Source organism: Roseibium sp. Sym1 (assembly GCF_027359675.1).
Taxonomy (GTDB): Bacteria; Pseudomonadota; Alphaproteobacteria; order Rhizobiales; family Stappiaceae; genus Roseibium.
On record NZ_CP114786.1, the window covers coordinates 3,202,418 to 3,225,334 of the forward strand.

The window sequence follows — 22,917 nt, forward strand, 5'->3', positions numbered from 1 at the left end:
GCCGGTTTGAAGGCTTCCTGACATGTCGCATTTGTCAATGTTTTTTCCTGATTCTGCGACTTTTTATTGTTATAAATTATTAGTTGTTTTCTTTCGTGTAGCGGATATCTGTTTTTGAAATCTTGATGTTATGTTGAAATTCCGTAGCGTTATTTGGTGTTGTGGAGGTGTTCTGTTCATAAAATCTACAGCTTTCCTTACGAAGGTTGATGGGGTGGAAATGCCCTATCAAGTCAGGTTTGGTTAAGGTTGGGGAACTTGCTCAAGAAAATCGGATTATCGGCCAAGGTCCAGTTCCTGGTTGTCGGCCTGGTGGCCGTCGCGAGTGCGGCCGTTGGTGTCGCCAGTTATTTCACGTCGCGCGAAAGCCTCAACGAGATTATCCAGGATCGTCTCCAGACCGCGATTGATGCCGGCAAGTCGGACCTGGAAGCTTATCTTGCAGGAATTCAGACTGACCTGGAGCTGGTCTCACAGCATCCCGGAACCGTGTCCGCTGCGAAGGAGTTCGCCGCGACCTGGCAATTCTGGTCGGAACTCGGTGGGCAACCGAGTGTGGAACTTCGCGAGGCCTACATTGAGAACAATCCGCACCCGGCCGGCGAAAAGCAGAAGCTCGACGCTGCCCAAACAGGCTCCGGCTATGATCAGGCTCATCTGAAGTATCATCCCTGGTTCCGCAAGCTGCACGAAGACAGGGGGTACTACGACGTCTTTCTGTTCAATCCGAACGGCGACCTGGTCTACAGCGTCTTCAAGGAGCTCGATTTCGCCACCAACTTTGCCGCCGGAGGCGGCCAATGGGCGGACACGGATCTCGGGAAGGTCTTCCGCGAAGCGATGGCAAGCCCGGACCGGCCCGTCTTTCGCGACTTCAACAGATACGGCCCAAGCGGCGACGCTCCTGCAAGCTTTGTCGCAAAGGCCATCGTCGATGGCCAGGGCAAGGTGGCGGGCGTGCTTGCCTATCAGCTGCCCATCGACAGGATCAACCTCATCATGGCTCAGGAACTGGGCCTTGGCGAGACCGGCGAGCTCATTCTGGTCGGGCAGGACGGGCTGCTTCGAAGCAGCTCGAAGACCACTTCCGAGGAAGCGGACATCCTCCAGACACGACTCGAACTGCCTCTGATAGACGCCTCGCTTGACACCGGTACGGCATCCGGCACTGCCGCGATTGGAGGTGGAGCGGAGTATGCGATCGAAGGGGCCGCCATGGATTTTCTCGGCTCCCGGTTCGTCGTACTGGCAGTCGAAAGTGTCGAGGAAGCCTCGCGCACGCTCGTCACCATGCGGAACCGGATGCTGCTCACCGGTCTGGCCCTTCTCGCGGTCGCAACCCTGGTCGGCGTCCTCAGCGCCCGGTCGATCACGAGGCCGATCAAGCGCATTGCCCAGGCGATGATGTCGCTGGCCGACGGCAAGCTGGACGTCAAGTTGCCCACGGAAAATCGGGGCGACGAAATCGGTGAGATGTTCCGCACGGTCGCGATTTTCAAGGAAAACGCCGTGGCCCGGTCGCATCTTGAAAAGATGAACCAAAGCGAACGCGGACGGGAACGCCGCCGCCAGGCCCATCTGGACGAGGTCATTTCCAAATTCAGGTCGGCCATGACGAGCAGGCTGGAGATGGTCGCCGGACAGATGGAGCTGATGAGGCAGAGTTCGTCGGCGCTTGACGAACTTGCGGAACAGTCGTTTCGGCAGTCGTCGGCTGCAAGTGAATCCACTTCGACCGCTTCGCAGAGCGTGACCTCCGTTGCGACGGCAACGGAACAATTGACATCGACCGTTCAGGAGATCGCCAAGCAGACGGAGAGTACCAGCGTCCTGGTGGACCGCACGGTCGAGGAAGCCGCCGATGCGAACCGGAATGTCATGGCCCTGTCGGAGGTCGCAGAGCGCATCGGTGGTGTCGTCAGCCTGATCCGCGACATCGCGGAACAGACCAACCTTCTTGCGCTCAATGCGACGATCGAAGCGGCGCGCGCGGGGGAACTGGGGCGCGGATTTGCGGTCGTTGCGTCGGAGGTGAAGGAGCTCGCGGAGCAGACCTCCAAGGCCACGGACGAAATTTCCAGCCAGATTGAAGAAGTCCAGGATTCCGTTCGCCGCGCCGTGAGTTCGATTGAGAATATCGGGGCGCGTGTAGGCGAAGTCCGTTCTCTGACCACGGTTGTCGCCGGGGCTGTCGAGGAGCAGCATGTCTCGACGCAGGATATCGCACAATCCGCGCAGGACGCGGCGTCCGGTACCGGTGTCGCGGCGACCAACATGAACGATGTCGCAGCTGCCATTCAGCAGACGCGCGGCGAGGCCGGGACCGTGAACACGGCGACTTTCATGGTCGCTGAAACCAGCAAGGGCCTTGCCAGCGATGTTGAAACCTTCCTGAAAGCCGTGACCGAGGATGTCGAAGACCGCCGACTGGCGTTGCGCGTTCCCGGAAAGGGCCCAGTGAGCGTGGAAGACGCCCGCGGCAACCAGCATGTCGCAACGCTGATCGATATCAGCGTGTCGGGCGCGCAGATTTCGAAGCTCGAGAACATGGCCATCGAGGACGATGTCACCCTGATTTTCGGTGGCACGCGCGCAATCGGCGGCAAGATTGTCCGCGAAAGCGAGAACGGGTTCGGGATTGCCTTTGAACAGCAGCTTGAAGAGGACGATTACCTGCTTGCGGCATGAGTTCGAGTCACAAGTGATGAAGGGAGCCCGAAACAGGGCGGTGACCGCAAGAGGGGGGCAGCAGAGATGTATTTGACGAGCTTGATCTATGCCAGTCGGGCGAGGAACATCGACGAAGACGCCTTGAGAGTGATCCTTGAGAAGGCGCGCAAGAACAACGAAAGGCTGGATGTCACGGGCGTGCTCCTGTTCAACAGCAGCTATTTTCTGCAGTGCCTCGAGGGTGGGCGGGAGAGCGTCAACTTCCTGTACCGCACCATTCTTCGCGACGACCGCCACGACGATCCGGCAATACTGGACTACCGGACCATCGACTGCAGGAAATTCGAGAAGTGGCGCATGGCCTATGTGGGGGAAAGCGTTCTGCGCCGGGATGAGATCCTGAAGTGCTCGGTAAGCAGCACTTTTCAGCCCTACAACATGTCGGGTGAAGGGGCGTGGCAGTTGCTTGCCTCGATCGGCTCCTTGTCCGAGACGCAGCCCTGATCCGATACTCCCATCCTGCCTTGGAAAATTGTCCTTAAGAAGGTCCTTTCCTTCGAGGCCGGTCGTTGCTGCACAGGCTCGGCACGATCGCGGCGCCCGGTTGAGGATGGATCCGTCCTTTCGGGACCACAGGCGCACTTGTGGGCCGATGCCGAACGGTGAGACATGCCGGTCAGACCGGACCAAGAAGCCGGTTGGACGCGGATCCTGTCGGCTCACCGCACGCCGAATCGGCCTGCCTGGCCTCGGCAGGCAGGTGGGCTCTTAAAAAATGTCGGTTATCCACCTGTTCGACGTGATTTCGGGTCTTCAGGCAACGAAACGGCCGCTCAATCGCGAAACCGGTAAAATCTATCGGAAGCTGTGAAATTCGCGAAATACGTGAATATTTTACACCTATGCGTGCAAGTCTTTGAAGTTGCTTGCAAACTCCAGTCTGCAACCTCCTTGGTTGAAGAGCCTGGATCGGGATCAAAAGATGACCTAGCGGCATACAAGTTTAGATCAATGAAAAACGAATATAAAATATTGTAATAATTTACAATAGATATAATTGCCGAGCTTTTTTCAAAGAATAATGGGAATCTGTCGCTAATTCTTCGATAGACTCCAAGTTTCAGCCCTCGAATTAACGAATTGTAAACCATAAACAATTGAATACTTTAACAGTCTTGAAGGAACTTTCCGTAAGAATACTTGATTGAAGCTTCGTAATTCTGCGTAGGCTGGAAACGGGGGCGGCAATCAAAAATGTCAACTGAGGTGGAACTACCCGAGATACTCGACCTTGAGTCGGTTCCAAAGCTTCGCGAATGCCTGGCCGGGGCGCTTTCCGAGCAGAGCGAAATTCAAATCGACGCCGGAAAGGTCGAGCGGATCGGCACACCCGCGGTTCAGGTCCTGCTTGCAGCGGCTGCTGAACTGGCGGGGGAAAAGCGTCGTCTGGTGCTGACCGGTTCATCATCTGTCTTCCAGTCGGCCTTCGAAGATCTCGGATTGAGTAGCCAATATGCGGAGTGGAGCAAGTCATAATGAGCAAGAAGGTTTTGACCGTCGATGATTCCAAGACCATGCGCGACATGGTCCGTTTCACTCTGAGTGGCGTTGGGTTTGATGTTGTCGAAGCCCAGGACGGGGTTCAGGCGCTGTCACTTCTGGACAGCACGAAAGTCGACCTGATCATCACCGATATCAACATGCCGAACATGGACGGCGTGACCCTCGTCAAGCGCGTGCGCGGCGGAAGCAACCATAGGGGCGTGCCAATCCTGGTGCTGACCACCGAAGGCGGCGACGCCAAGAAGGCAGAGGGCAAGGCCGCCGGTGCAACGGGTTGGATCGTCAAGCCTTTCACCCCGGACAAGCTCGTCCAGGTCGTCAACAAAGTCTGCCCGTAATCGGGATTGGAGAATTCACGCATGACCGGGTCGTCCTTCACTCCAGATAATCTTGCCCAGTTCAAGGCGACATTCTTTGACGAATGCGCCGAGTTGCTGGTTGATCTGGAGGAGCGTCTCAACGAGATGCAGGCGGAAACGGCCGACTCGGAAGCCCTGAATGCGATCTTCCGCGCCGTTCACTCCATCAAGGCCGGCGCCGGCGCGTTCGGTTTCACCCAGCTTGTCGAATTCGCGCACCGCTATGAAGCGCTCCTGGACAGGATGCGCGACGGACTCGTTCAGCAGACCGCCGCGGTCGCAACGGTTCTGATCCACGCCGGAGATATCCTTGCAGGCCTGGTTGAAGCCGCGCGTTCCGGAGAGGAGCGCAGCAAGGATTATGGCTCGGAAGTCAGTGTCGAGATCGATCTGCTTCTGGCGCAGGTCGACGGCCTGGAATCCGTCATCACACCGGTGGCGGCGCAGGGTTGCGACAGTGACGGCGGCGGCGAGGAACCCGACAGGCAGCCGGATACAACCGTCTATGTAATCGATTTCGCGCCCAGGACGGAGCTTTTCCGTCATGCCAACGAACCGCTTCTGCTGATCCGGGAACTCAAGGGGCTGGGTGATCTGCAGATCGAGTGTTTCACGGACCGTCTGCCCGGTCTCAGGGTCATGGAGCCGGAAGACGCCTATCTGCGCTGGCGTGTGACACTGACCACCGACAAGAGCCTCGACGAGGTCCGGGAAGTTTTCGAGTTTGTTGAAGACGATTGCGAACTTGCAATCTCTGCGGTGGCGGCCGAGCCCGAGCCGCGGGAAGAGGACCAGGACGCAACGGCCGCCGGGACACGGGACGCGGATCCGGCCCCGTCGGTCGAAGCGCCGGCCGTGACGGACAATGCGGCGCCGGCGGCAGACGATGCGCCTGCGACCGATGGCGCCGCACCGTCGGTGCAACCGGCTGAAGAACGGCCCGCGAAGACCGTCAGCTCCAAGGCCGCGCCACAGTCCGGCGGCGTCAGTTCGATCCGTGTCGATCTCGACCGTGTCGACCGGCTGGTCAACGTTGTCGGGGAGCTGGTGATCGCGCATTCCATGCAATCGCAGCTGAACCTGAACTCGGGAGCCGATTTCCAGTCGAACCAGAACAACGAAGACATGACCCGGGTTATCCGGGAACTTCAGGAATGCGTGATGGCCATCCGCATGCAGCCCGTAAAGTCGGTGTTTTCGAGAATGCCCCGCCTCGTGCGTGAGGTCGCCGCCAAGGTGAACAAGCAGGTTCGCCTGCTGACGGAAGGTGAGCAGACCGAAGTCGACAAGACCGTTATCGAGGAGCTGGCCGACCCGCTCACCCACATGATCCGCAACGCGATCGATCACGGCATAGAAACGCCGGAGGAGCGCGAGGCTGCCGGCAAACAGCCCATGGGCAAGATCAAGCTCTCGGCGCGTCATGCGGGCGGCAACATCATCATCCAGGTCATCGACAATGGCGCCGGCATCAACAAGGAGGCCCTGCTGAAGAAGGCCATCAGCAAGGGCATCGTCTCCGAGGACGCCAAACTCACGGATGAAGAGATCGAGGAACTCATCTTCGCACCCGGATTTTCCACTGCGGGCTCGGTGACCGATGTGTCCGGCCGTGGTGTCGGAATGGATGTGGTCCGGCGCAACATCAACAAGCTCGGAGGGCGGATATCGCTGCATTCGACGCAAGGAAAGGGAACCTGCTTCACGCTGACGATCCCTCTCTCTCTTGCTGTTCTGGACGGAATGCTGGTCGCCATCGGGTCCGAGAAATACATTCTGCCGCTTGCCAGCATCATCGAGAGTTTCCGGCCTCAGGGAGAACAGATCCGTGCGCTCGCAGGCGGGGGCGAAGTCGTCTCCATGCGGGGCGAGTACATTCGCCTGATCCGGGTGCACCACCTGTTCAACATCAAGGACGCGGTGACAGATCCGCGCCGGGGCCTCGTCGTCGTCACGGAAACCGCGAATGGCGGCAAGGTCGGACTTCTCGTCGATGAACTGATCGGACAGCAGCAGGTCGTCATCAAGAGCATTCAGGAGAACTTCGATCCGGTACCGGGCGTTTCCGGCGCGACGATTCTGGGCGACGGCCGGGTGGCGCTGATCCTGGACATCGAACAGTTGAAGACGATGCCCGCCGCCAGCGGCGAACTTTGGCGGCCGTCGTCCGCAGCCCAGACGGAACAGCTTGCCGAAGAGGCACAAGGCAATGGCCAGAATGCGCATGTGTCGGCGCCCACGACAGATCCGGAAGGCCGGCAGCTGCCGATAACCGTTTGATTTCTCTAGTAGGGAGACATTTATGAGCGAGCAGATCGATAATCCCCTGCAGGACGAGGTGTCCCGAGAAGCATCGCCCGTCGAGAGCAGGAACATACAACAGTTCATCAGCTTCAAGGTAGGCGACGAGGAATTTGCGATCGACATCATGGCGGTCCGCGAAATCAAGGGCTGGACGGCGACCGCGCCATTGCCGAACCAGCCGGAATACAATCTCGGCGTTCTGAATTTGCGCGGGACGATCGTGCCGACCTTTGACTTGCGATGCCGGTTCGGCATGGGGCGAACAAAGACGACACCGTATCACGTGGTCATTATCGCGAGCGTGCAGGAGCGGACCATCGGTCTGCTCGTGGATGCCGTTTCCGACATTCTCACCGTCAATGAAGACCAGATCCGGCCGGTGCCGGACATGGAACGCATCACTGCGGCGGAATTCCTGTCGGGCATCATCACCGTCGAGGAAAGCATGGTCGTCCTGCTTTCACTCGAGAAACTCTTTCATCGCGGCGAGACATCTTCGTCCGCCGAACTCGCCGCTTAGTCCGGAGCACGCGTAACCGCAATCGAATAGGGCCTTGCTCCAATCGCCATGCTTCAACGCGGCTGTGTCTCGGCCAGAGAACTCCTGAGAGGAACTCTCCAATGAACTTTTTTCGGAAACTGAACAAGAACGAGACCGGGTTTGCCTTCAGCGCAGCCAAGGCTCTGGAGCATATCCGGACGCCGCTGATGTTTGTCGATCGCACGCTGGTGATCGAGCATATGAACCCGGCTGCCGAGGAATTGCTTCTGAAACGCTCCGGAGATTTTCAGGAAATCAGCCCTGGCTTCAGCGCAGGAAATGTCATTGGCCAGAACGTGGAGATGTTCTTCCGGGATCCGGGCAGCGTACGGCAGTTGCTCTCGAGCCCGGCAGGCAAGGCACATAGCTTTGACACTTCAGCGGGATCGGCCGACTTTTCAGTCCGTGCAACCGGCACCACGGATGACAAGGGCGATCTGGCAGGGTTTGTTCTTGAGTGGACAGACACGACCGAAATCAACGCGCTGAACAGGCAGCACCTGGATTACAGGGGCCAGATCGACGCCATCAACAAGGCGCAGGCTGTCATCGAGTTCGACCTGACCGGAAATATCCTGGACGCAAACGAGAACTTCCTGAACACGGTCGGCTATTCCATCGACGAGATCCGTGGCCGCCATCATTCCATGTTCGTCGATCCGGAAGAGCGGACCAGCTCGGAATACAAGCTGTTCTGGGAAAAACTCGGCCGGGGCGAATTCGATGCCGGCAAATACAAGCGCATCGGCAAGGATGGCAACCTCATCTGGATCCAGGCCTCCTACAACCCGATCCTCGACGCGGACGGCAAACCCTACAAGGTCGTCAAGTTCGCGTCCGACATTACCGAGCAGATCCAGTCGGAGGCCAGCTTCCAGGACAATTTGCGTCTCAAGGTTGCGCTCGACAACTGCTCGACCAATGTCATGGTCGCCGACAACAGCTTCAACATCGTCTACATGAACGACAGCGTCGTCGACATGTTGCAGGATGCTGAAGAGGATCTGCGCAAGGAACTGACCCAGTTCGACACCAGAAAGCTGCTGGGTGCCAATATCGACGTCTTCCACAAGAACCCGGCGCACCAGCGGTCCATGCTGGAGAGCCTGTCGTCGACCTACAAGACCAATATCAAGATCGCCGGCCGTTCGTTCGACCTGATCGCGAACCCGGTCCTCGACGAGGGAGGCAACCGCCTCGGCACCGTGGTCGAGTGGGCGGACCGTACCAAGGAAGAGGCGCAGGAACGCGAAATGAAGGTCGCGTTCGAAAACAACATGCGCATCAAGGTGGCGCTCGACAATTGCACCACGAATGTCATGGTGGCCGACAACAACTTCAACATCGTCTACATGAACGACAGCGTCACGGAGATGATGCATGACGCCGAGGCCGATCTGCGCAAGGAACTGAGCCAGTTCGACACCAAGAAGCTGATCGGTTCGAACATCGACATCTTCCACAAGAACCCGGCTCACCAGCGCGGCATGCTTGAGCGGCTGTCCTCCACTTACCAAACCAGCATTGCCGTTGCGGGCCGCAAGTTCGACCTGATCGCCAATCCTGTCCTGGACAGCGACGGCAACCGGCTCGGCTCGGTTGTCGAGTGGAAGGACGTGACGCAGGAGCGTGCCGTCGAGGACGAAATCAACACCATGGTCAACGCCGCGGTGAACGGCGATTTCGACGAGCGCATTCCTCTTGAAGGCAAGGAAGGTTTCATGCGCAACCTTGCCGAAGCCATGAACAGGTTGTGTGAAACCACCGGCCAGGCGCTGGTCGACGTCAACGAGAACCTCGGGGCCATTGCGGAAGGCGACCTGAACAGCCGCATCACCAAGTCCTACTCCGGGCGTTTCGAAGATCTGAAGAACGCGCTCAATGAAACCGCCGAGCGCCTGAGCGAGATTGTCACGGAAGTCACGGTCAGCGCGAGCGAAGTGCGCAACGCGGCCACCGAAATCACGACCGGCACCAACGACCTGTCGCAGCGCACCGAACAACAGGCTTCCAACCTCGAGGAAACCGCGGCGTCGATGGAAGAGATCGCCTCGACGATCAAGCAGAACGCCGACAATGCCCAGCAGGCCAACCAGCTTGCCATCAGTGCCCGTACGGTCGCGTCGGACGGCGGCCAGGTCGTCGGCAAGGCGGTCACGGCAATGTCGGAGATCGAGGCGTCCTCCCAGAAGATCTCGGACATCACCGGGGTGATCGACGAGATTGCCTTCCAGACAAATCTGCTGGCCCTGAACGCAGCGGTGGAAGCGGCGCGCGCGGGTGATGCGGGCAAGGGCTTTGCCGTCGTCGCATCGGAGGTGCGGTCGCTTGCGCAGCGCTCGTCGGAAGCCGCCAAGGACATCAAGTCCCTGATCGTGGAGAGCGGCTCACAGGTGCGCGACGGTGTCACGCTGGTGAACGATGCCGGCAAATCGCTGACCGAAATCGTCGACTCCGTCAAGCGGGTGACCGACATCGTGTCGGAAATCGCCGCAGCCAGCACCGAACAGGCAACCGGCGTGGAAGAGATCAACAAGGCCATCAGCCAGATGGACGAGATGACCCAGCAGAACTCCGCCCTGGTCGAGGAAAACGCGGCGGCTTGCCGGATGCTCCAGGATCAGGCCGGCAACATGCACAAGCGGATGTCCTTCTTCAACGTCGATCAGGCCGGCGGGTCGGGGGCGCCGGCCGAGGCCCGGCCGGCGAAGCGCGTGGTCGCCAACGCCCCGGCCATGCAGATGCGCAAGGTTGCCGGCGGAGGCGCGGTTGCCAGCATGCAGGCGGAAATCCAGTCGGCCTTTGACGAGGACGACGACTGGAAGGAATTCTGATCCTGACGTCCCAAAAGTGACCCCAACAAACGATCGCCCGGCATTCCGCCGGGCGACTGAAGCTTTTCCGGACACGTGCGTACATGCCTGCACAAGCAGCCCAAGATACTGCCCAGAAGGAATTTCCCTTCACGATGAAGGAATTCAGGTATCTGTCTTCCATTGTCTATGACCAGACGGGCATTGTTCTCAAGGATCACAAGATAAACATGGTCTATTCGCGGCTGGCGCGCCGGCTGCGCGAGCTGGGCCTCAAGTCGTTCGCCGACTATTGCCGGCTGCTCGAGGGTGAGGGCGGGGCCGCCGAGAGCGGTGTCTTCATCAACGCGATCACGACAAATCTCACCAAGTTCTTTCGCGAGAGCCATCATTTCGATCATCTGGCGGACACCGCATTGGCGGAGACGGTCCTGCGGGGAGACAAGACCGGTGACAGGCGCCTGCGGATCTGGTCTGCGGGCTGCTCGTCCGGCGAGGAACCCTACTCCATCGCGATGACCTTGCTGGCGCGCCTCCCGCGTCTCGGCGCCTGGGACGCCAAGATCCTGGCAACCGATCTGGACACGGCAATGGTCGCAAAGGGCAAGTCCGGCACCTATCCCAAAGGTGATCTGGAAAATGTTCCTGCCCAGTACAGGAAACGTTTCTTTACCCTCACGGATGACCGGTCACAGGCGGTTGCGGGCAATGCGCTGCGGCAGCTCATCACCTTCAAGCAGCTGAATCTCCTCAAGCCCTGGCCAATGAAGGGCCCGTTCGATGCCATATTCTGCCGAAACGTGATGATCTATTTCGACGAGGAGACAAAGACCAGGCTGATCGCGCGCTACGCAAAGATGCTCAAGCCCGGCGGCTGGCTCTATATCGGGCATTCGGAGACCCTGCTCGACACGGCGGGCGCGTTTCAACTCAATGGCCGGACCATCTATCGCAGGAGCGGCTCATGAACGCGGGCGCGAACAAACGCGTGAATGGAAGCGGGCAGTCGCTGCCGCGCAGCCAGGAGCCGATCGCGCAGGGCCCCCATGTCGTGCGGACCTACAATCGCAAGCTTCACAGCTATTACATGCGCATCTTGCCCGGAGGGTCCTACGCCACTGCCGCCCGGGACGAGATCATCGTCACGGTTCTGGGGTCATGTGTGGCGGCCTGCATCCGAAACCCGCGCACGGGGTTCGGCGGCATGAATCACTTCATGCTGCCGGAACACGAAACCGGGGAGTGGAGCGGCGTCAGTGCATCCCTGCGCTATGGCAATTACGCCATGGAAGCGCTGGTCAACACGGTGCTGAAGTCCGGTTGCAAGCGGCACGAGCTCGAAATCAAGCTGTTCGGAGGTTCCAGCCTCTATGACGGCGTTTCCCTGGTCGGGAAGAAAAACGCCGAATTCACGCTGAAATACCTGGAGAAGGAAGGATTGCGCGTCGCGGCCCAGGACTTTGGAGGTTCGAGGGGGCGCCGGATCCACTATTGCCCCGCAACGGGACGCGTGCACCGGCTGCTGCTGCGGCACAACGTGGATGAAAGCGTTGTGAAGGCGGAGCGCAAATACATCTCGCATCTCGCGCATTCCGAGATCGAGGGCGACATCGAGCTGTTCGATTAGGGAGGCACCACGTTGCGAAAACCAGTGCGGGTTCTGATTGTCGACGACTCGGCGCTTATGCGAAAGCTGCTGACCGAAATCCTGTCCGGCGACCCGGGCATCGAGGTTCTTGGCGCCGCTCAGGACCCCTATGTCGCCCGGGAGATGATCAAGACGCTCAACCCCGATGTCATCACCCTGGATATCGAAATGCCGAAGATGGACGGCATCGAATTCCTGAAAAAGATCATGAGGCTGCGCCCGATGCCTGTCGTCATGATTTCGTCGCTGACGCAGCAGGGGGCGGACGCGACGCTGCATGCAATGGAGATCGGTGCGGTCGACTGCGTCGCCAAGCCGACACAGGACCTGCAGCACGGCCTCTCGGAGAAGTATCTGGAGGTCATCGAGAAGGTCAAGATGGCTGCAACCGCACGGGTCAGAAGCCTGGATGACCGTCCGGGCAGGGCGGGGCAGAGACTGTCGTCGTCGCCGGCATTCGCTTCCACGGAAGCCGTCATTGCCATCGGAGCCTCCACGGGCGGGGTAGAGGCACTTTCAAGCGTGCTGCCCGTCCTGCCGCCGGACAGTCCCGCGATTGTCGTTACGCAGCACATGCCGGCGTCCTTTACCAGGAGTTTCGCGAACCGGCTGAATGGCCTGTGCGCGATCAGCGTCGTCGAAGCCAGCGATGGCGCGAGGATACTGCCTGGTCACGCCTATATCGCTCCCGGCGACATGCATCTTCGGGTGGCAAAGAGCGGTGCCAATTATATCTGCAGGATCGGCGGCCAGGAGCGCGTGTCCGGACACTGCCCCTCGGTGGATGTGCTGTTCCAGTCGGTTGCCGAGTGCGTGGGAAAAAACGCTGTGGGCGTCATTCTCACGGGCATGGGCAAGGACGGTGCCAAGGGGCTGCTGGCAATGCGCAACGCAGGAGCATACACGCTGGGTCAGAACGAAGCGAGTTGCGTTGTTTATGGGATGCCAAGAATAGCCGAGGAAATGGGAGCGGTTATGGAGCAGCTTCCTCTGCGGCAAATTCCCCGAAAAGTTCTCGATATCTGCATTGCGCAGAAAGGAAAATCCATTCGTGTCTGATTTTTATACTCGTATAAATATCTAGATGGCGCGAATACACCTATTATCAACCAGATAGCGATACTTTTTCAGGATGTTACAGAGAGCCGACGAAATCGAAGACATCGAGGATGGTGTCGATACCTTAAATTCCCCTGCGTTAGGTGGCGCCGGTGTGGATTCGGGGAGCTATGAGCTTCTTTTCCGACTGCTCAAAACCAGTCTGGACCTGTCCGCCGATCAGCAGACGGCCCTGAACGGATTGATGGAGGAGATCGATCGTGCCTGTGCATTGATCGACACAAACATCGAGGGCGTCACTTCCAGCTTTCAGAACATTTCGACCCGTTCGAGGGAACAGGCGGAGCAAATCGGCAATCTTGCGACGCTTTCGCAGGAAGTCGTCATCGACGGCAAGCCGCGCAACGTTGCAGATCTGGCGTCCGGCCTGAAGGACATCCTGGCGGAATTGATCGAAAAGATCGTGCAGCTTTCATCGCGCGGAATGTCGATGGTCTACAAGCTCAACGATATCAACGACGAACTGGTGCATGTCGAGGAAAGCGTCGGCAAGATCGAGAAAATCAACAGCCAGACCAACCTTCTGGCGCTGAATGCCAAGATCGAGGCATCCCGGGCCGGAGAGGCGGGCCGCGGGTTCTCCGTTGTGGCCAACGAAGTGCGTGAACTTGCAAAGACCGTCGAGACTCTCTCGACGGATCTCAAGGCGCAGATCAACTCCATCTCGACCGGGTTGCGCGGTGCCTACCAGCTCGTGGAAGAAATCGCCACGATGGACCTGTCCGAGCAAAACCTGGAGATCAACGCCGGTTTCAACTCGATGGTTGACCGGCTGATTTCGCAAAATGAGCAGGTTTCCGAGGTCCTTGCCCATTCGGCTGCTGCATCGCAGGAAATATCGCGGGACATCTCGATGGCCGTCGTCGGCATGCAGTTTCACGACAGGACCAAACAGATTTTTGAGAACGTCAACAACGCGCTCGATGTCATTTCCAGTTCGTTCGATGTCCTGGAGGCGGATGCCCAGGAACTCGGGATTGCCGGTGACGACGCGGCGGAGCGGCAGGACCCCGCCTTCCGGGAACGCCTGATCGGCAGTTTCAGCCTGAATGAGATTTCCCAGCGCTTCGAGGCACGTTTCCAGCCCGGCATGATGCTCAATGGCGGTGTCACCGCTGTCGCATGCGAGGAGGCCGGCAAGGCGGAGCAGAACGGACCCGGACAACCGGCCGCGGCAGCGCCGGCACACGGTGCCGGCGCCAAGGTGGATTTCGAGAACGATGATGAAATCGAGCTCTTTTAGGGCGGGGGGCAAACAACGAGCCGGTCAGGGACAACGTGCCTGTCCGTGCCTGATTGCGCACCCGCTCCAACAACGGGAGGAACCCGCATGAACCTGACGACAACGCAGGACGGAACGACCTTTCACGCCAGGATAGCTGAACGGCTGGCTTTTTCGGATCACAAGGCATTCAGGGAACTCCTGAAGCAGGTGACCGCGTCCGGGGCAAAGACCTGCGTCTTCGATCTGTCGCAGCTCAATTCCATCGATTCGTCCGGTCTCGGAATGTTCGTTGTTGCGCATGAGGAAGGGCAGTCCAATGGCTGGACGCTGGTGATCCGCGGCGCGAAGGGGCACGTGGATGCTCTCATGAAACTCGGAAAATTCGACAAGATCCTGACCCTGGAAGAGGCTTGAATGGCCCGAGCGGCAGGTATTTACAGGAAGCTGCAGGAGCAACAGTCAAGGGCGGTTGAGAACCACCTCGCGGATTATGCAAACAGCAGGATTCTCATAGTCGAGGACAGTTCCGTCGTTCTTGCCCTGATCAGCCGTTTCCTGACCCATTACGGACTGCGTCAGATCCGGTCGGCCGAAAACGGCCAGGCGGCCTTGCAGATCATGACGGAATGGCAGCCTGATCTCATCCTGACGGACCTTCACATGCCCGTCATGGACGGCTTCGAGCTGTGCCGCAGGATCCGGTCGGACGGGTCCTTGTCCGACATCCCGATCCTCGTCCTGACCGGCCTCGAGAAACTCGAGGAGCGGATCAAGGTATTCGAGGCCGGCGCGACAGACCTGATCGGCAAGCCGGTCTATCATCTTGAACTGGCCGGACGACTTCACGTCCACCTGGAACGCAGCCATCTGATCAAGAGATTGAAGGAATACAAGGAACGGGTCGCGGACGAAATCGATCTTGCCCGGTCCATGCAAGTGGACCTGTTGCCCGGCGAGGACCTGATACGATCCGTGATCGACAGCATGCCGGTGGAGCTTGCCTCCCACTACGAGGCCTCGATCGGTCTTGGCGGAGACCTCTGGGGTATGCGGAAACTCGGACCGGACCAGCTGTTTGTCTATCTTCTGGACTTTTCCGGGCATGGTGTCGGATCTGCGCTTAACACTTTCAGGTTCCAGGGCTTTTTCAACAGCTGCGACGCGATTGATGTGCCGTCGAATTTCCTGGCGGAACTGAACGGCTTTTTGCACGAGATCCTTCCCGTCGGACAGTTCGCCACTATGTTCTGTGCAATCATCGACTTCAGAAGCCGGCAGATGACCTTCTCTTCAGCAGGTGCTCCCCCCGCCCTTTTGAAAACGGGGGGCGGGAACGGTGGGTTCGTGACGCTCGATGGAACCGGTTTTCCCCTCGGGCTGCGCTGCAAGTCCGATTACATGGATCAATCACTGGATTTCATGGAAGGAAGCCGGCTGTTCCTCTATAGCGATGCCCTCATCGAAACGCCGGATCCGCCCGACTCGATCTTCGACTATGACGGCCTCGCCGGATTTTTGAGCGCTCAACCGGAGGAGACCTCCTGCAAGGCTTACATCGATGCGGTCCTTGCCCGGCTCACTTGCGGCGAAACGAAGGCTTTCAGCGATGACGTGACAATTGTTTGCGTTGAATTTTCAAGAGATTTACCGGGAGCAATTGACGATGAGTGTTTCTGACAAGCGTGCACTGGGCCTCGTCGAAAAAAAGGGGACGGACAGTGCCCGGTTGCCCGATGCCGAAGGCATCAAGAAGTATGTCTCTCGATCCTCCTCGTCCTTCGGTCGGTTGCTTCGGGGAACCTTCGAGCTCAGTACCCATGGCGAGGCCGAACGCCTTTCTGCCATGCTCGGTCTCAACACCGTCTGCCCGGAAAAAGCTTCAATGGGGTTCTGGGAATTGCTGAGCAATGCCATCGAGCATGGCAATCTCGAGATCTCGATGGACTTGAAAAGCGAACTGCTCCTGAACGACCAGTTCGAGAGCGAGGTGGCAGGCCGCCAGGAGCGCGAGCCCTACAGGAACCGCCGGGTGACCGCGGACTTCTCCGTTGAGCCGGAGGTGATCCTTCTGAGGGTCACCGATCAGGGTCCGGGCTTCAACTTTCGACAGTACTTGAACAACGAGGTCGCCTACGACAGGCCAAACGGCCGGGGGTTGTTCCTGGCCAGGAACTACAGCTTTGACACGCTGGAGTTTTTCGGCAGGGGCAACATCGTGGAGGGCAAGATTTTTCTCAAGTGAAGATCTGTCGCGGAAGGCAGCTTTTGCCTGGAACAGCGAAAAAGCTCGACCCGATGTGGCGGCAGACATTCTGCCTGTTCGATCTCCGTCGTATCCGCAGGTGAATGGCACCGGACGACTTCCGTTGCCGCGCGTCGTCGCGTGTGCCGGTGCTTGCCGGACCGCGATGATAGAAATTTTTCTTTGGAACTCTCCGCCTTCAACTCCGTTTGCCGTTCAGTCCGTCGCACCCTCGCCGGGTGAGGCGGAGTCCGGCCGGCGGATTGCCGTGCAATCCGGCCCGGCCAGCATGAAAAACGAGGAGATTTCGATGAAACGCTTCGCAACACTTGCCCTGGCACTTTCCGGCACAGCCCTGTTCGCCGCCAACGCGCTCGCGGAAGACAAGGGGGCGGGCGTGAAAATCGGCACGCTGACTTGCGCCGTTGAAGAAGAGACCAATTTTGTCGTCGGTTCCAAGGCGACGCTGGCGTGCACCTACAATCCGGCCGACGGTGACAAGGTTGCCTATTATACCGGAACCGTTTCCGATTTCGGTCTCGACATCGGCGTCACGGAAGATGCGACCCTCGTCTGGGGCGTCGTGGCCCCGAGTGCGGACATGGAGCGTGGTGCGCTTGAGGGGACCTATGGCGGCGTGACTGCCGGTGTCAGCCTTGGCGCCGGAGTAAAGGCAAATGCCCTGGTCGGCGGGTTCGACAAGTCGATCGCGCTCAATCCGGTCAGTCTGGAAAGCCAGACCGGCACGAACATCACGCTTGGCGTGAGCCGACTGACCTTGAAAGGCGTCAGTTGAGACTAGCGCCAAAGGAAGGAACGAGGGCCGGCACTGCCGGCCCTTTTCTTTTGCGTGGTTGCGAACAACCCGAGTGGCCGCCCGGACTTGAACGAAGCCGAGGCCGTCGCCCGTGAGCGGGACCGCGACATCATACCCAACCGCATCCAACCGCTCTGACAGGGCAGGCACGGGAAGCCGTCAAGGCCCCCGATACTTGCCTGCCTGGAACTGCCCAGATCCTCCCGATGATATTCCCCTTCCTTTCTGTCTTGCCCTCCGGAGGGAACACTTTCAGGGCAACAGAGCCGGACCGGGTCTCTCAAAAAAAATAGGTAAGGTAGATAGCGTGAACTTCATGCTGGAGTGGCTTCTGCGGGGCTTTGTGGCCTGTTCCATTTCTGGCAAGTCTCGCAATGGCCGGGCGTATCCGCAGTCGCAGGCGCAGGCGCAGCGCAGTTCGGGGAATAATGGTCTGGTCGTCGAGGCTCGCAATCCCGGTGTGGTGCGGCCGGGAGATGGGGCACATGTGGGGATGTGATGCGGCGGCAAGGCCTTGGAAGAGTTTGCTGGCTGCTGCTGCCTGCCCGACCTGAGACATAGGTGACAAAACGTTCCGGACACATAGGTAACACTTTCCGTTTTTCGGGAGGTGTCGATGCCGTGGCAAGAGGTGTCCAAAGTGGGGACAGGAAAGGCCCGCGAAGCAAAGCTCCGCGGGCCGGATTCAGTCTCAGCGGGTCGGTTCAACGAGCTGACTGCCAGTCCGCTCGCTGAACGAAGATTACCCCTTCAGGATGACGCTCTCCGGGCTTTCCTTGTATTCTGCCGGCTCGAACGTCTTCGCGTTCTCAAGCTGCTCCTTGGAGAAGGGAGCCGTGACAATCAGGGCGCCGTTGCCGGATTCGAACATCTTCAGGCTGTCGAAGGAGACGGCCACGGGTTTTTCGCCAAATCCGAGAAAACCGCCGACATCGATCACAACAGCCTCGGCCTTGCCGTCTTCGCCGATCAGAACCTGCGAGACCTCGCCGATGTTGCGGTCCTTGCCGGTATAGACTTCCGCACCGATCAGCGCTTCCGTCGAAACCGTGCGGGCATTGACGCGGGTTTTTTCAGCCGTCCAGGCGCTGCTGACGGTCTCGTCGAGACCCTTCTTGGCCGGAGCGATGGCTTCCTCGCGTACCACTTCATAGGTTGTCCTGGCGCTCTCGGAAATCTTGTCCATCTCTTCGCGAACCGTTTCGGCGTTCATCCAGTCCGGGATGTAGTCCGGGCGCTTGAATGCGTTTGCCTGGTCCAGCTCATCGCGCGAAACGTCGCTGACGATCTCCAGTCGGTCGTCGCCTTTCGTCATGAAGGACAGGCGGCTCATGTCGAGGGCAACGTCTTTCTCGCCAATTCCGAGGAACCCGCCGACACCGACGATCACGGCGCGGACGCCGCCGTCCCGCGTGATAATGACGTCGTTGATGTCGCCAATCGCTTCGGCCTGATCGTTATCACCGTTCATGACGGCCTTGCCGATCAGGTTGGAGGCGAGGATCCCCGAGGTGGCGTCCGGCGAAAGCGTGTGGAACTCGAATTCGTAGACCCCATCGGGCATTGCAGTCGCCGCTTCCGTTTCGACCTTCGTGGCAGAGCTGCTGTCGGCAAGCGCGCCAGTCGCGATCATGGTTGCAACAGCGGTTGTTGTAAGAAGGGTGCGGATCATAATATTTATCCTTTCGAATATTTATTCGATTCTTTGGATGCGCTTGGTAAACTTTCTCAATTCTGGATGGTTCCAATAAAATCTCGAAAGTCTCTGGATTTTAGATGTATTACGCCAGGCGCCCCGAGCTTTTCGGTCCGGCGAGGAGCCAGACGATGAAGCCGACGATGGGGAAGATCAGGATGCCGAGGACCCAGAGGATCTTGGCTCCGGTGGACGCTCCGCTGCCCAGGATCTTGATCACTGCAAAAATATCCAGGATGAGAACCAGCAAACCCAGAATTCCATATTCCATGACTAACCTCCGGTTGAGACCTGTCACGGAAACGAAGTGGAGGCCGGATTGGTTCCGTTTCCTGGAAAATGTTTTTGGGAAAACGTCGAGAAAAAAATCTTGCAAATCCGTGGAACTATTTTCTTTTTCTGGCGTTGCCTCATCGTGATGTTGATATTGGAGGTAACGATGCTTTCCTGGGCTATTCTTTTCCTGGTTGTTGCGCTGGTTGCGGCCGTTCTCGGTTTTGGCGGTATTGCCGGAACCGCCGTTTCGATTGCCAAGCTGATCTTCTTCGTGGCGATCGCCCTGTTCCTGATCTCGGCGGTCATGCATGCGATCCGGGGCCGCAGGACCTGACGGGAAAGGGCGCCGGAAGGCGCTCTTTTTATTTTGACTTGTTCATGATCACCTGGCGCGCCAGGTATATGCGACGTGCCAGTTGGGCCCTGTCCGGCTTGCTCCGGACGGCCTGTTTGGCGTCCATGGCAATCTCCAGCAATTGCTGCCTGATCAGGGGCAAATGCTCCTGTCTGCAGACATGCGCCATCTTGCCGAGCGCCTGGACCAGATGATCCAGCACCAGGATGTTGGTCCTGGCCGACTGCCGCAGCGGCCGCATGGCGGTGTTCACGATATCATTCACTTCCAGAAGGTTGAGCCAGACCCGCGGCGCGCCGTCCTCGTCGCAGACCAGCGCGGAAGGGGCGCCCCGCTGCAGGATCCGGGCAAAACTCGCGGAAAGATGATCGATCGCGCTCATGGCCGTGTAGGAATCGTTGATGCCGGGGGACAGGGCGCGCAAGGCAATCTCGACCATCAGGTGCACCGAGAACTGGACATCCCCTTCCGGAGCCCGGGCCTTGCTGACCTTGAAGGCAAGGTGGAGATCCTCAAGGTCGGGTTCTTCGGCCCTGGTCCTGATTTCGGCAATCGGCATTCCTTCAATGACAAATGTGCCCGGCAGCACCAGGACCTCGACGAACCCCTCGATATGCCGCGCAAATGCGGACAGGCGTTCGCTGTCGATCAGCGTGACATAGCCGCTGCGGCTGGCGGGAACGGAGCTCACCGGAAGGTCGGGAATCCCGTCGCGGTCGTTTGGCTGTTCACGCGGCTCGCTTGCGAGCAGCATGTCTATGGAGTTGCGCAGGGAGGTCTGAATGCGGCCGATCTCGGCATCCACGCGGATGCGACCTGCAACGTCATTGACGAAATACACCAGCCAGAAAAAGCTGGTTGCCGCCAGTATAATGGACATTCCGACCGAGAAACGGACCTCGCGCCCGTCTTCGACAACAAACAGGACAAACAGGGCGTACAGGAAGGTTGCCCCGAGCAGACCGATGGTGATCTGGGTGGTTCGGTTGCTGGCAAAGGTTTCCAGCAGGCGCGGCGATATGTTGCCGGCGGCAAGCGTGAACACAACAAGGGTCAGCGAATAGACGAGGCTGATCACCGACATCATCGCGCCGGCAATCGTCGACAGGACCGACCTGGCGCCGTCCACGCTGATCGAGTCGTATCCGAACATGTCGAACAGGTTCGACAGAAGCCCGAGTTTGTCGATGTAAAGGGTCAGGAAAGCGAGCGCGGCGCCCAGCAGGGCGATGCATACCGGAATGAACAGAAAGCCCTTGATCAGCCTGTAGAGTGCCTGTTCCCTGACATCGTCCTGGTAAGCCAGTGGCATTGGAGTCTTCCGCCGGTTGGAGCGTATCCCGGATACACAGGACTGGAGAAACCGGACCCGGGAAGGGATCTGGTCCGCGGTGAGGCGGCGCGCCCGAAATCAGGAGGGCGCCGACAGCCCGTGCCCGAAGGGATCAGAGGGTGAGGGCGTCGTGGATCAGGGCTGCCGACTCCGCGACGGCGACGTCCGAGCGCTCGAAGTCCTCCTGGCCGTTCAACAGCTCTTCGAGCCGCAAGCGTGCGCGGGACACCCGGCTTTTCACCGTACCCACCTTGACGCCGAGAATGTCCGCCGCCTCCTCGTAGGAAAATCCGCTGGCCCCGATCAGGATCAGCGCTTCGCGTTGATCGTCGGGCAGGACCTGAAGGGCGCTCATGAAATCCTTGAGCTCGAGATGGCCGGCCTGCTGGGGTTTGCTTTCCAGGGTCGCGGCATGCTCGCCATCGGGGTCGGCGACTTCGCGCTGCAGCTTTCGCCCGACGGAGTAATACTGGTTGCGCAATATGGTGATCAGCCAGGCGATCAGGTTCGTGCCCTCGGCGAACTTGTCCTTGTTTGCGATCGCCTTGGCGAGCGTTTCCTGGACGAGATCGTCGGCACGGTCCCTGTCGCCGCTGATGGAGCGGGCGAAGGCGCGCAATCGCGGAATGGCCTCGACCAGGTCCTGCTTGAACTGTGCACCGGTCATTCGGCGGCCTCCTCGTCGGAGCCCTGGTCCTCGGGTTCGCCGTCGTCCAGAGCCGACAAAAGCTCGAGCATGTCGTCCGGAATGTCTTCAGACAGCGCTTCGTCATAAACTTTTTTCAGCTGGTTTCCGATCCAGTCTTCCTTTGTCCTGGCTGAGGCTGTCGGCTTTATAATACCGAAACCGGAGTCGGGCCGGTCTGGTAAGGTCTTGCTTGCCATGGCGAATTCCTAAAACTCTTGTGGGTCACGAACCGGGATTTGTGGCGTAAACGCGGCAGCGAAAAAAAAGTTCCGGCAGTATGGAACTTTTTTTTGATCAACGCATTTCCTTGTTACTGCGGCAGCTTCTGCTGCTCCGTAGACGACTGCAGCCTGGCTGTGCCACATCGAGGAAGAATTGAATGTCCATTAGCCTTTCCCAGGAAATTGCACCTCTCCTGCCTTACCTGCGTCGTTATGCAAGGGCCCTGTCCGGAACGCAGAAGAGCGGCGACGCCTATGTCCGTGCCTGTCTTCAGGCCCTGGTGGCGGATCCCTCGATCATCGACACCGGCGATGGCGTGAAGATCGGACTGTACCGGCTGTTCCATGTTCTCTGGAATGCGACGGTGGTTCCTCCCGCGGGAGATGACGGAGCGACGTCCATCTTTGAACAGACCGCCCAGCAGCGTCTTGCTTCAATGGCACCGGAAAGCCGCCAGACACTGTTGTTGTCGACGCTTGAGGGATTTTCAATTCCCGAGACCGCCCGCATCATCGAGCGGAGCGAGGACGACGTGTCCCGCCTGATCAAGGACGCGATCGACGAGATCGACCGCCAGACCAAGACGGATGTGCTCATTATCGAGGACGAACCCCTTATTTCCATGGATCTCGAGCATATCGTCGAATCCCTCGGGCACGGGGTCACGTCGGTCGCCCGGACGGCGTCGGCTGCGATTGCCGCGGCGAAATCCAATCCTCCCGGACTGGTCCTGGCCGACATTCAGCTGGCCGACGGTTCGTCCGGCATCGACGCCGTGAAGGAAATACTTGCGGAGATGACCGTGCCGGTGATCTTCATCACGTCCTTCCCCGAGCGCCTGCTGACGGGGGAGCGGCCGGAGCCGACCTTCCTGATCACCAAGCCGTTCAACCCCAACACCGTGAAAGCCGGCATCAGCCAGGCGCTGTTCTTCAAGGGAAGCGATGCCGTGGCTGCCTGAGCGGGGGTATCGTTCGTGGGGCGGATCGTGGAAAGGGTCGGCAGGCCGGTCATGTGCCGGTGGCCGTGCCCGGTGCTCCAGGCAC

22 protein-coding genes are annotated in these 22,917 nt (G+C 59.0%); 17 read left to right on the plus strand and 5 right to left on the minus strand.

Annotation, left to right across the window (positions count from 1 at the left end; genetic code table 11):
• The first annotated feature begins 258 nt into the window (after window positions 1-258).
• The 15 genes from O6760_RS14550 to O6760_RS14620 all read left to right on the plus strand — a co-directional run bounded on the left by O6760_RS14550 (window position 259) and on the right by O6760_RS14620 (window position 17,280).
• Window positions 259-2,688, plus strand: a complete 2,430-nt coding sequence (locus tag O6760_RS14550; protein ID WP_269586081.1) for a methyl-accepting chemotaxis protein — start codon at window positions 259-261, stop codon at window positions 2,686-2,688.
• 66 nt (window positions 2,689-2,754) lie between these two features.
• Window positions 2,755-3,174 carry a BLUF domain-containing protein gene (locus O6760_RS14555; protein WP_269586082.1) on the plus strand — a complete coding sequence of 140 codons (420 nt, stop codon included), beginning with the start codon at window positions 2,755-2,757 and terminating at the stop codon, window positions 3,172-3,174.
• A 750-nt stretch (window positions 3,175-3,924) separates the two neighbouring features.
• The gene (locus tag O6760_RS14560; RefSeq protein WP_269586083.1) at window positions 3,925-4,206 is read left to right on the plus strand and encodes an STAS domain-containing protein; all 282 of its coding nucleotides are present in this window, start codon (window positions 3,925-3,927) and stop codon (window positions 4,204-4,206) included.
• The gene (locus O6760_RS14565) at window positions 4,206-4,571 is read left to right on the plus strand and encodes a response regulator (RefSeq protein WP_269586084.1); all 366 of its coding nucleotides are present in this window, start codon (window positions 4,206-4,208) and stop codon (window positions 4,569-4,571) included. The genes O6760_RS14560 and O6760_RS14565 overlap by 1 nt, the downstream gene beginning before the upstream one ends.
• A gap of 21 nt (window positions 4,572-4,592) precedes the next feature.
• Window positions 4,593-6,872, plus strand: a complete 2,280-nt coding sequence (locus O6760_RS14570; protein WP_269586085.1) for a chemotaxis protein CheA — start codon at window positions 4,593-4,595, stop codon at window positions 6,870-6,872.
• Between the two features lie 22 nt (window positions 6,873-6,894).
• Window positions 6,895-7,416: a chemotaxis protein CheW gene (locus O6760_RS14575; protein WP_269586086.1), complete on the plus strand. Its 522-nt coding sequence runs from the start codon at window positions 6,895-6,897 to the stop codon at window positions 7,414-7,416.
• 101 nt (window positions 7,417-7,517) lie between these two features.
• Entirely contained in the window at window positions 7,518-10,271 is a 2,754-nt protein-coding gene (locus O6760_RS14580; RefSeq protein WP_269586087.1) for a methyl-accepting chemotaxis protein, read from the plus strand.
• An 83-nt stretch (window positions 10,272-10,354) separates the two neighbouring features.
• Complete coding sequence (locus O6760_RS14585) at window positions 10,355-11,218, plus strand: CheR family methyltransferase (RefSeq protein WP_269586088.1); 864 nt, start codon at window positions 10,355-10,357, stop codon at window positions 11,216-11,218.
• Window positions 11,215-11,877, plus strand: coding sequence for a chemoreceptor glutamine deamidase CheD (locus O6760_RS14590; RefSeq protein ID WP_269586089.1), 663 nt, complete (start codon window positions 11,215-11,217; stop codon window positions 11,875-11,877). Before O6760_RS14585 ends, O6760_RS14590 begins: the two co-directional genes overlap by 4 nt.
• Before the next feature lie 57 nt (window positions 11,878-11,934).
• Complete coding sequence (locus tag O6760_RS14595) at window positions 11,935-12,957, plus strand: protein-glutamate methylesterase/protein-glutamine glutaminase (RefSeq protein WP_269586280.1); 1,023 nt, start codon at window positions 11,935-11,937, stop codon at window positions 12,955-12,957.
• Between the two features lie 73 nt (window positions 12,958-13,030).
• On the plus strand, window positions 13,031-14,260 hold the full coding sequence (locus O6760_RS14600) for a methyl-accepting chemotaxis protein (protein ID WP_269586090.1): 1,230 nt from the start codon (window positions 13,031-13,033) through the stop codon (window positions 14,258-14,260).
• Window positions 14,261-14,347: 87 nt separating this feature from the next.
• The gene (locus O6760_RS14605; protein ID WP_269586091.1) at window positions 14,348-14,656 is read left to right on the plus strand and encodes an STAS domain-containing protein; all 309 of its coding nucleotides are present in this window, start codon (window positions 14,348-14,350) and stop codon (window positions 14,654-14,656) included.
• Window positions 14,657-15,919: a PP2C family protein-serine/threonine phosphatase gene (locus O6760_RS14610; protein ID WP_269586092.1), complete on the plus strand. Its 1,263-nt coding sequence runs from the start codon at window positions 14,657-14,659 to the stop codon at window positions 15,917-15,919.
• Window positions 15,906-16,484, plus strand: coding sequence for an ATP-binding protein (locus O6760_RS14615; RefSeq protein WP_269586093.1), 579 nt, complete (start codon window positions 15,906-15,908; stop codon window positions 16,482-16,484). The genes O6760_RS14610 and O6760_RS14615 overlap by 14 nt, the downstream gene beginning before the upstream one ends.
• Window positions 16,485-16,794: 310 nt before the next feature.
• A complete protein-coding gene (locus O6760_RS14620; protein WP_269586094.1) occupies window positions 16,795-17,280 on the plus strand; it encodes a DUF992 domain-containing protein in 486 nt (161 codons plus the stop codon).
• Window positions 17,281-18,043: 763 nt separating this feature from the next.
• On the opposite strand, the gene O6760_RS14625 is transcribed toward O6760_RS14620, so the two are convergent.
• Window positions 18,044-18,973, minus strand: a complete 930-nt coding sequence (locus O6760_RS14625; protein ID WP_269586095.1) for a PRC-barrel domain-containing protein — start codon at window positions 18,971-18,973, stop codon at window positions 18,044-18,046.
• A gap of 109 nt (window positions 18,974-19,082) precedes the next feature.
• Complete coding sequence (locus O6760_RS14630; RefSeq protein ID WP_269586096.1) at window positions 19,083-19,268, minus strand: PLD nuclease N-terminal domain-containing protein; 186 nt, start codon at window positions 19,266-19,268, stop codon at window positions 19,083-19,085.
• 168 nt (window positions 19,269-19,436) lie between these two features.
• On the opposite strand from O6760_RS14630, the gene O6760_RS14635 reads away from it, so the two are divergent.
• Window positions 19,437-19,607, plus strand: coding sequence for a DUF1328 domain-containing protein (locus O6760_RS14635; protein WP_269586097.1), 171 nt, complete (start codon window positions 19,437-19,439; stop codon window positions 19,605-19,607).
• A 28-nt stretch (window positions 19,608-19,635) separates the two neighbouring features.
• Here the strand turns inward: O6760_RS14635 and O6760_RS14640 are convergent, their stop codons facing one another.
• The 3 genes from O6760_RS14640 to O6760_RS14650 all read right to left on the minus strand — a co-directional run bounded on the left by O6760_RS14640 (window position 19,636) and on the right by O6760_RS14650 (window position 21,846).
• Window positions 19,636-20,940 (minus strand): DUF2254 domain-containing protein, encoded by a 1,305-nt coding sequence (locus tag O6760_RS14640; protein WP_269586098.1) that lies wholly within the window; start codon window positions 20,938-20,940, stop codon window positions 19,636-19,638.
• Between the two features lie 133 nt (window positions 20,941-21,073).
• On the minus strand, window positions 21,074-21,628 hold the full coding sequence (locus tag O6760_RS14645) for a sigma-70 family RNA polymerase sigma factor (RefSeq protein WP_269586099.1): 555 nt from the start codon (window positions 21,626-21,628) through the stop codon (window positions 21,074-21,076).
• Window positions 21,625-21,846, minus strand: a complete 222-nt coding sequence (locus O6760_RS14650; protein ID WP_269586100.1) for a NepR family anti-sigma factor — start codon at window positions 21,844-21,846, stop codon at window positions 21,625-21,627. The genes O6760_RS14645 and O6760_RS14650 overlap by 4 nt, the downstream gene beginning before the upstream one ends.
• Before the next feature lie 188 nt (window positions 21,847-22,034).
• Between O6760_RS14650 and O6760_RS14655 the strand changes: the two genes are divergently transcribed.
• Window positions 22,035-22,832: a response regulator gene (locus O6760_RS14655; protein ID WP_269586281.1), complete on the plus strand. Its 798-nt coding sequence runs from the start codon at window positions 22,035-22,037 to the stop codon at window positions 22,830-22,832.
• The last annotated feature ends 85 nt before the right edge of the window (window positions 22,833-22,917 follow it).

What these genes read in the sequence shown, in the direction of transcription:
- O6760_RS14580 (WP_269586087.1), top strand. Translation starts at nt 7,518, where the DNA reads ATGAACTTTTTTCGGAAACTGAACAAGAACGAGACCGGGTTTGCCTTC.
- O6760_RS14620 (WP_269586094.1), top strand. Translation starts at nt 16,795, where the DNA reads ATGAAACGCTTCGCAACACTTGCCCTGGCACTTTCCGGCACAGCCCTG.
- O6760_RS14590 (WP_269586089.1), top strand. Translation starts at nt 11,215, where the DNA reads ATGAACGCGGGCGCGAACAAACGCGTGAATGGAAGCGGGCAGTCGCTG.
- O6760_RS14585 (WP_269586088.1), top strand. Translation starts at nt 10,355, where the DNA reads ATGCCTGCACAAGCAGCCCAAGATACTGCCCAGAAGGAATTTCCCTTC.
- O6760_RS14560 (WP_269586083.1), top strand. Translation starts at nt 3,925, where the DNA reads ATGTCAACTGAGGTGGAACTACCCGAGATACTCGACCTTGAGTCGGTT.
- O6760_RS14635 (WP_269586097.1), top strand. Translation starts at nt 19,437, where the DNA reads ATGCTTTCCTGGGCTATTCTTTTCCTGGTTGTTGCGCTGGTTGCGGCC.
- O6760_RS14625 (WP_269586095.1), bottom strand. Translation starts at nt 18,973, where the DNA reads ATGATCCGCACCCTTCTTACAACAACCGCTGTTGCAACCATGATCGCG.
- O6760_RS14555 (WP_269586082.1), top strand. Translation starts at nt 2,755, where the DNA reads ATGTATTTGACGAGCTTGATCTATGCCAGTCGGGCGAGGAACATCGAC.
- O6760_RS14640 (WP_269586098.1), bottom strand. Translation starts at nt 20,940, where the DNA reads ATGCCACTGGCTTACCAGGACGATGTCAGGGAACAGGCACTCTACAGG.
- O6760_RS14615 (WP_269586093.1), top strand. Translation starts at nt 15,906, where the DNA reads ATGAGTGTTTCTGACAAGCGTGCACTGGGCCTCGTCGAAAAAAAGGGG.
- O6760_RS14600 (WP_269586090.1), top strand. Translation starts at nt 13,031, where the DNA reads ATGTTACAGAGAGCCGACGAAATCGAAGACATCGAGGATGGTGTCGAT.
- O6760_RS14610 (WP_269586092.1), top strand. Translation starts at nt 14,657, where the DNA reads ATGGCCCGAGCGGCAGGTATTTACAGGAAGCTGCAGGAGCAACAGTCA.
- O6760_RS14650 (WP_269586100.1), bottom strand. Translation starts at nt 21,846, where the DNA reads ATGGCAAGCAAGACCTTACCAGACCGGCCCGACTCCGGTTTCGGTATT.
- O6760_RS14645 (WP_269586099.1), bottom strand. Translation starts at nt 21,628, where the DNA reads ATGACCGGTGCACAGTTCAAGCAGGACCTGGTCGAGGCCATTCCGCGA.
- O6760_RS14595 (WP_269586280.1), top strand. Translation starts at nt 11,935, where the DNA reads ATGCGAAAGCTGCTGACCGAAATCCTGTCCGGCGACCCGGGCATCGAG.
- O6760_RS14575 (WP_269586086.1), top strand. Translation starts at nt 6,895, where the DNA reads ATGAGCGAGCAGATCGATAATCCCCTGCAGGACGAGGTGTCCCGAGAA.
- O6760_RS14605 (WP_269586091.1), top strand. Translation starts at nt 14,348, where the DNA reads ATGAACCTGACGACAACGCAGGACGGAACGACCTTTCACGCCAGGATA.
- O6760_RS14630 (WP_269586096.1), bottom strand. Translation starts at nt 19,268, where the DNA reads ATGGAATATGGAATTCTGGGTTTGCTGGTTCTCATCCTGGATATTTTT.
- O6760_RS14570 (WP_269586085.1), top strand. Translation starts at nt 4,593, where the DNA reads ATGACCGGGTCGTCCTTCACTCCAGATAATCTTGCCCAGTTCAAGGCG.
- O6760_RS14565 (WP_269586084.1), top strand. Translation starts at nt 4,206, where the DNA reads ATGAGCAAGAAGGTTTTGACCGTCGATGATTCCAAGACCATGCGCGAC.